Below are 6,266 nucleotides of genomic sequence, written 5' to 3'. Positions count from 1 at the left end.
TTTTACACCCTCTTCTTTGTTAATTTAAGTAATACTTTGCTTAAGCTTTCTTCCGTAAGATCCTCTGCATCAGCAAAATCTGATACCGTAAAAGCAGACTCTGTTGTTGGTTTATTTATAAGTTGACGGAGATGCCTTAACATACCATCTGCTATCACTTGAATTTTTAATTTAGAAAACTGTTCCCTACTATACATCCAAATAAAATGTAACTTTTCATCTTTCACCATTCCGATAACTTCAATTAGATGAGATGGTTTGGAATCTGGAGCATGATCTAAAAATGTAAATCCTGTCTCTTGCATAAACAAAGAGTCCCTTGAAAACACCTGATCAAATTGGCCCAAATAGTTAAAGCTTATTGAAGGCTTTTGCTGATAAAACGGAAGTAATCCTTTATTCAAGTAACGTAAAATACCATAGTCTACTCCGCGATTTGGGATTTGACGCAATTGTTCTTTGACTGCCTTTAACCCTTCAATAGGTGTCTGAGTTCCTTGAAAATTGAGATGAACGGGATAAATACTCGTGAACCAGCCCACTGTCCTTGATAAATCAATACCTTCAATCATCTCTTCTCTTCCGTGTCCTTCTAGATGAATAGAAACGGTTTGCTGATTTGTACAATCGACGATAGCTTGTCCTAATGCCGTTAATAGTACCTCATCAATCCTTGTCTTATGAGTGACTAGAACTTCGTATAACAATGTTTGTGTTTCTTCTATTCCTAGAGTCCTCGTCACTTGATCAATCGATTCTTCTGTTGTTTCTTGTATTGGATAGTCCATTGGAATTTTCATCGTTTCTTTTTCTACTTGTTCATTCCAATAATTTTGTACTTCTTTGGAAATACCCGAATCACTGTATGTCTGGAGTCGTTCAGACCACTCTTTAAAAGATGTACTTTTCGCAGGTAAGCGAACTTCTTGACCTTGTTTCATCTGGTTATATACCACCTGTAAATCTTCCAATAGAATCCTCCATGACACTCCATCTACTACTAAATGATGAATCACCCAGAATATTCGATCATTTCCAGTTAAGTTATCTTCAAAGTACACTACTCTCATTAACGGACCAGTAACTAAATTGAAACTAGCTTGATTAATGTTCATCTCTTCTTGTATTATTTTATTCCACTCTTTTTCATTAACTTGATTACGTTTTACAACATGGAGTACTGACAGCTCATCAGTCCCTTCATTTCTCTGCCTCCACGTTCCGTTTGGTAACTGTTCGTACCGGAAACGTAAAGCATCATGATGTTTCAGTAAATTTAATATCGCTCCCTCTAGTAATTTCACATTCAATCTTTCTTTTACTCTTAAAAGCATTGATTGATTCCAATGCTCTGTATGTGGATGTTCTTGCTCGAAGAACCAGCACTGAATTGGAGTAAGAGGCACATCACCTATCACAATTCCCTGCTCCGCTTGTACTCCCTGCGTTTCTATAGCCACTTGTGCCAGCTCAGCGATAGTTGGGCATTCAAACATTTGCTTTGGAGTAAGTTTTAACCCCACTTGACTTGCTTGAGATATGATTTGAATACTGAGAATCGAGTCGCCACCAATTTCAAAGAAATTATCATAGATTCCCACCTTTTTAACACCTAATACTCGCTTCCAAATGGTAGTCAGTATCTGTTCGTTACTATTCCGAGGCCCAACACATTCACTATTAATCTGCTTTTCCTCTGGCATAGGTAAGGCCTCACGATCAACTTTACCGTTAGCTGTAAGTGGAATAGCTTCCATCGCCACAAATCCCGAAGGAACCATATAACTTGGTAGTTTCGCTTTAAGATACTCTCTCCACGCATCTACATTTCCATCTCCTACAACATATGCTACTAATCTTTTATCGCCCGGCTCATCTTCTCTTACAATTACAACTGCCTCTGTTACACATGCATATGTACTTAAAGTAGACTCAATTTCCCCAATCTCAATTCTGAAACCACGTATTTTAACCTGATGATCAATTCTTCCACGATAATCTAGATTCCCATCTGGCAAATACCTAGCTAAGTCTCCTGTCCGGTATAATCTTGCTTTCGGATTACTACTAAATGGATGAGATATAAAACGCTCTGCTGTTAATTCAGGTCTATTTAAATATCCACGTGCCAATCCTGCTCCACCAATATAAAGTTCACCATCAACACCTATAGGAACAGGTTGTTGATAAGCGTCTAGTATATACACTTCTAAATCGGGAATCCGCTTTCCAATATTACTTCTTGAAGCATGCTGCACATCATCTAGAGTAATTGGATAATATGTAACATGAACTGTAGTTTCGGTAATTCCATACATATTAATTAACTGTGGGTTTTTCTCCCCATACCTTTGAAACCACGGTAACAAGCTAATAGGTTCTAACGCTTCTCCGCCAAATATTACGTAACGCAGCTGCAAAGTTTTATTCTTATCTTCTTGTTCACACACTCGTATTAATTGTCGAAATGCGGAAGGTGTCTGATTTAGAACTGTGACTTCTTCCTCCACCAATAATTGATAAAAATCCTTAGGTGATCGACTAATCCAGTACGGAACAACAACTAATTTTCCACCATATAATAACGCTCCCCAAATTTCCCATACTGAGAAATCAAATGCATACGAATGAAAAAGCGTCCAAGTATCTTTTTCATTAAACTGATACCAACAATCCGTCGATTTAAATAGCCGAATAACATTGTGATGCTCTATCATAACGCCCTTTGGATTTCCCGTTGATCCCGAAGTATAGATTACATATGCCAGATTTTGGGGACCGACACTAGAAACCAGAAAAGACTTACTTTCTTTCCCAATCTCATCTTGATCACGATCCAGGCAAATCGACTCAACATTTTCTGGTAACCAGTTCAATTTTTTTAGACTTTCTTGCGTTACGAATAACTGAATGCTAGCATCTTCTAAAATATATTGAAGTCGTTGCTCTGGATATGTTGGATCAAGTGGGACATAAGCCCCACCAGCCTTCAAAATCCCTAAAATACCTACAATCATCTCGTGGGAACGTTCAACGCACAGTCCAACTAAAGTATCAGGTCCTACTCCCTTTTTCTGCAGATAATGAGCTAACTGGTTTGCACGTTCATTAAGCTCCTTATAAGTAATTTTTTCTTTTTCATACGTAACTGCAATAGAATTTGGATAAATCATCGCTTGCCGTTCGAACATTTCATGAATAGTTACTTGAGGTGGGACATCCAGTTTAGGATTGTTGAACTCAACTAAACTTTTTCTTTTATCTTCCTCAGAAATGATTTCTATTTCAGCCACCTTCTGCTTTGGGTTTTCAAAAATATTTCCCAGTATCACTAGCATAACGTTAAAGAATCGTTCTATCTCTTCCTTAGAAAATAGCTCCTCACGATAATCAATATGTACATGTAAAGAGTCTATATCAATTAGATTTTCAATATGCACTGCAAAATCTTGTACTTCTTCACGGTTTGGAATCCATAGTGAGTCACCACTTTCATCACGATCCCTATAATCAATCGTAGTTCCGAAAAGTCTCACATTACTGTTATTCTCTTTATTAATCTGCTTTAATAACAAATCAAATGGATATTTCTGGTGTCTTAATGATTTACTTTGTTTTCTGGACACTCTACTAATAAATGAAAGTACTTCTTCTTCTGGATCAATATCCATTCTTAAAGGAACTGTACTCACCATCATTCCAATCAATTTTCGTTCCATTTTAGTCATACGGTTGCCGTAAGCCATTCCTAAACCAATATCAAGCGATGAGGTCCACCGATACATGGACAACGAGAAAGCAGCAACAAAAAGAGTATATAAACTAATTTTGTAATCTTCAGAAAATTTTTCTATCTTTCTCTTCAAATGTTCAGTTAATATAAACGTCTCACGTGATGCTTTGGTACTAACTTGGTACGTATTATAAGGCTTCAATCCAGTCACAGATGGCAGTGTTTTAAATTCCTCTAACCAAAATTTTTGATCTTTTTGAAAGCGACTACTATTCAAGTATGTTTGTTCGTTGGTCAGAAATTGAACATATGAATTTTTAATTTCACCCTCCTCATTCTCGTTATGCATATCATAATAATATTTTGCAATCTGCTCAGTAAATATTTGAATTGATAAACCATCCATAATAATATGATGAACATTTCCAAAGACTGCACATTCATTATCGTTTAATTTTATTAAAGCGAAATAGTATAAATTTGAATTAAATAATGTAAACGTTTCTTTTGTTTTCTGCTCAATCCATTCCTTAAGCAAATTTGTATTCTCCACATTACTGAAATCAAAAAACTCAAATTCTTGTTCTTCATGTTTAGTAAAATATTGTTTCGGTTCCTGATGCCCATTTTCTTTTAACCTAATGCACAGACCGTCATTTTCACTGATAACGCGATTCACAACTTGGTTTAATTTTGAATAATTCATTTTTCGATGAAGTTTAAATAAAAATCTTAAATTACATATTCCTTTATCAGAATGAACGACTTCTGTATACCATATTCTTCGCTGCGGATGGCTTAATGGATAGCATTCCTCATTGGTCATAAAAATCTTCCCTTCAAAAATTATTTGCTCTTATAGGTTCGTGTTTATGTTTAGCCCATAAATATTTCTGCAGTGAAACTCCAATTACTCCAATAATAACAAGCCCAATCCCTCCATAAACATAGAGTTGAGTTACTCCAAACAAATGCACTAATGGACCACTCATAGCAGGAGAAATAATTAGAACTGCGTTTGTTAAACTGCTTTGTATACCAAATACTCTTCCTACTTGATCTTGATCGGATTCTATTTGTAAAATGACTTGATTAGATACAAGCATCAGCCCACTTCCGATACCAGCGATAAAACTAATTAAATAGGCTAAAACGAAGACCGTACCGGGCGTTATCAAACCAATCCCCCCAAAACCAATTCCCATTAAAACCATACCTCCACATACTACCCAGCCATATTGAAATTGTTTTAATTTCTGAGTTAGTAATGCACCAAGTATTCCGCCAAGACCAATAATAGAAATGATATATCCCATTTTACTTTTATCATGTGGGAATAAGCTCTTAAATAAAGTTGGGAATTGTGAGTCTACTAATTGTAATACTGCCATGGCTATTGTAACGAAAATCATGGTTGATAATATTATCCGATTAGATAACACATAACCCCACCCTTGTACCCAAGCGGTCCAAGTACTTTGTTTTTGCTTTTCAACAAATTCTTTCGATATAGTTTCTTTAAATTTTATTGTGGGTATCAGAACCAAGGTAGCTAATAAACAACTTATAGCTCTTATAATGAGGCAGAACTCTGGTTGAAACCAGCTCAGCAACATGCCCCCTATAAGTGGGCCTACTATCTTTGTACCCTGCTCTACTATTCCGTTGATACTTACTGCTTTAGTAAGCAAGTCCGGGGATACAATCTGTCTTGTTAGTGTTTGCTGTGCAGGATAATAGAAAACAATAAAAATGGAACGAATCATTAATGCCACTAAGAGCCAGTGGATATCTTGTACAAATAAAAGAGCAATTGTTATTAGACCAACCATTAGGTTACAGAACATCATAATTGGAATTTTTCTAAAACGATCCGCAATAACACCTGCCCATGAGCCAAAAATAATTCCAGGAAGTGCATATGCAACAGGGATCAACCCAATCATAGTAGGATCTACTTCCCATTCAAACCCAACTATAGTCATAATCGCTAACATATCAATAAAAACACCAAGCATAAGCAATGAATAGGCAGAGAAAACTTGTAAATAAACCCTATTTCCTAATAGGCCTTTTGAATCGGTAGTTTTCATAAAAGCAAGCTCCTTAAGTTACTAATATAAACGCTTTTGCGTATAAGGTACCCCTTTATTAAACCTAATTAATTATTATTAACATCTCACCTAGAATTTAACTTCGTCAAAACTCAAACCGGCCTTATTTTTCATATATTTAAAATAGTCAGACAAACAAAAACGTACCTATTTCTTCATTTTTATATCAACTGTTACAAAATATATCTTTACCTTACACTAATAACAGCTAAACGTTGCCTTAATATAACCCTTTACAGTCGTTTACACATTCAATTCACATCCTTTTTAAAGTTGGCTTTTTTCTATCTCAAATACTATCACACAAATATTTCACCTACTATATTCATAAAGTTGAAATATTTGAATCAGAAAATTCGGATAAAAAACAAAATCCAAAAATCATACCAAAAAATTATTTAGTTATATTGTCATTTTAT

The 6,266-nt window shown here is 35.4% G+C and carries 2 protein-coding genes; both read right to left on the bottom strand.

Features of this window, described 5'->3' with window-relative positions; all coding sequences use genetic code 11:
- Positions 1-2: 2 nt before the first annotated feature.
- Positions 3-4,559 carry an amino acid adenylation domain-containing protein gene (locus ACO6VI_RS26825; protein ID WP_422424551.1) on the bottom strand — a complete coding sequence of 1,519 codons (4,557 nt, stop codon included), beginning with the start codon at positions 4,557-4,559 and terminating at the stop codon, positions 3-5.
- A gap of 13 nt (positions 4,560-4,572) precedes the next feature.
- Positions 4,573-5,826: an MFS transporter gene (locus ACO6VI_RS26820; protein WP_000858613.1), complete on the bottom strand. Its 1,254-nt coding sequence runs from the start codon at positions 5,824-5,826 to the stop codon at positions 4,573-4,575.
- Between the last annotated feature and the right edge of the window lie 440 nt (positions 5,827-6,266).

Origin of the sequence: Bacillus sp. PSXD-155 (assembly GCF_049310765.1) — a bacterium.
In the GTDB taxonomy this organism is placed as follows: Bacteria; Bacillota; Bacilli; order Bacillales; family Bacillaceae_G; genus Bacillus_A; species Bacillus_A cereus.
This window is presented reverse-complemented; position numbering and strand designations above follow the sequence as displayed.

Excerpts from the sequence above, each read along its gene's own strand:
- ACO6VI_RS26825 (WP_422424551.1), bottom strand. The coding sequence starts at position 4,559 with ATGACCAATGAGGAATGCTATCCATTAAGCCATCCGCAGCGAAGAATA.
- ACO6VI_RS26820 (WP_000858613.1), bottom strand. The coding sequence starts at position 5,826 with ATGAAAACTACCGATTCAAAAGGCCTATTAGGAAATAGGGTTTATTTA.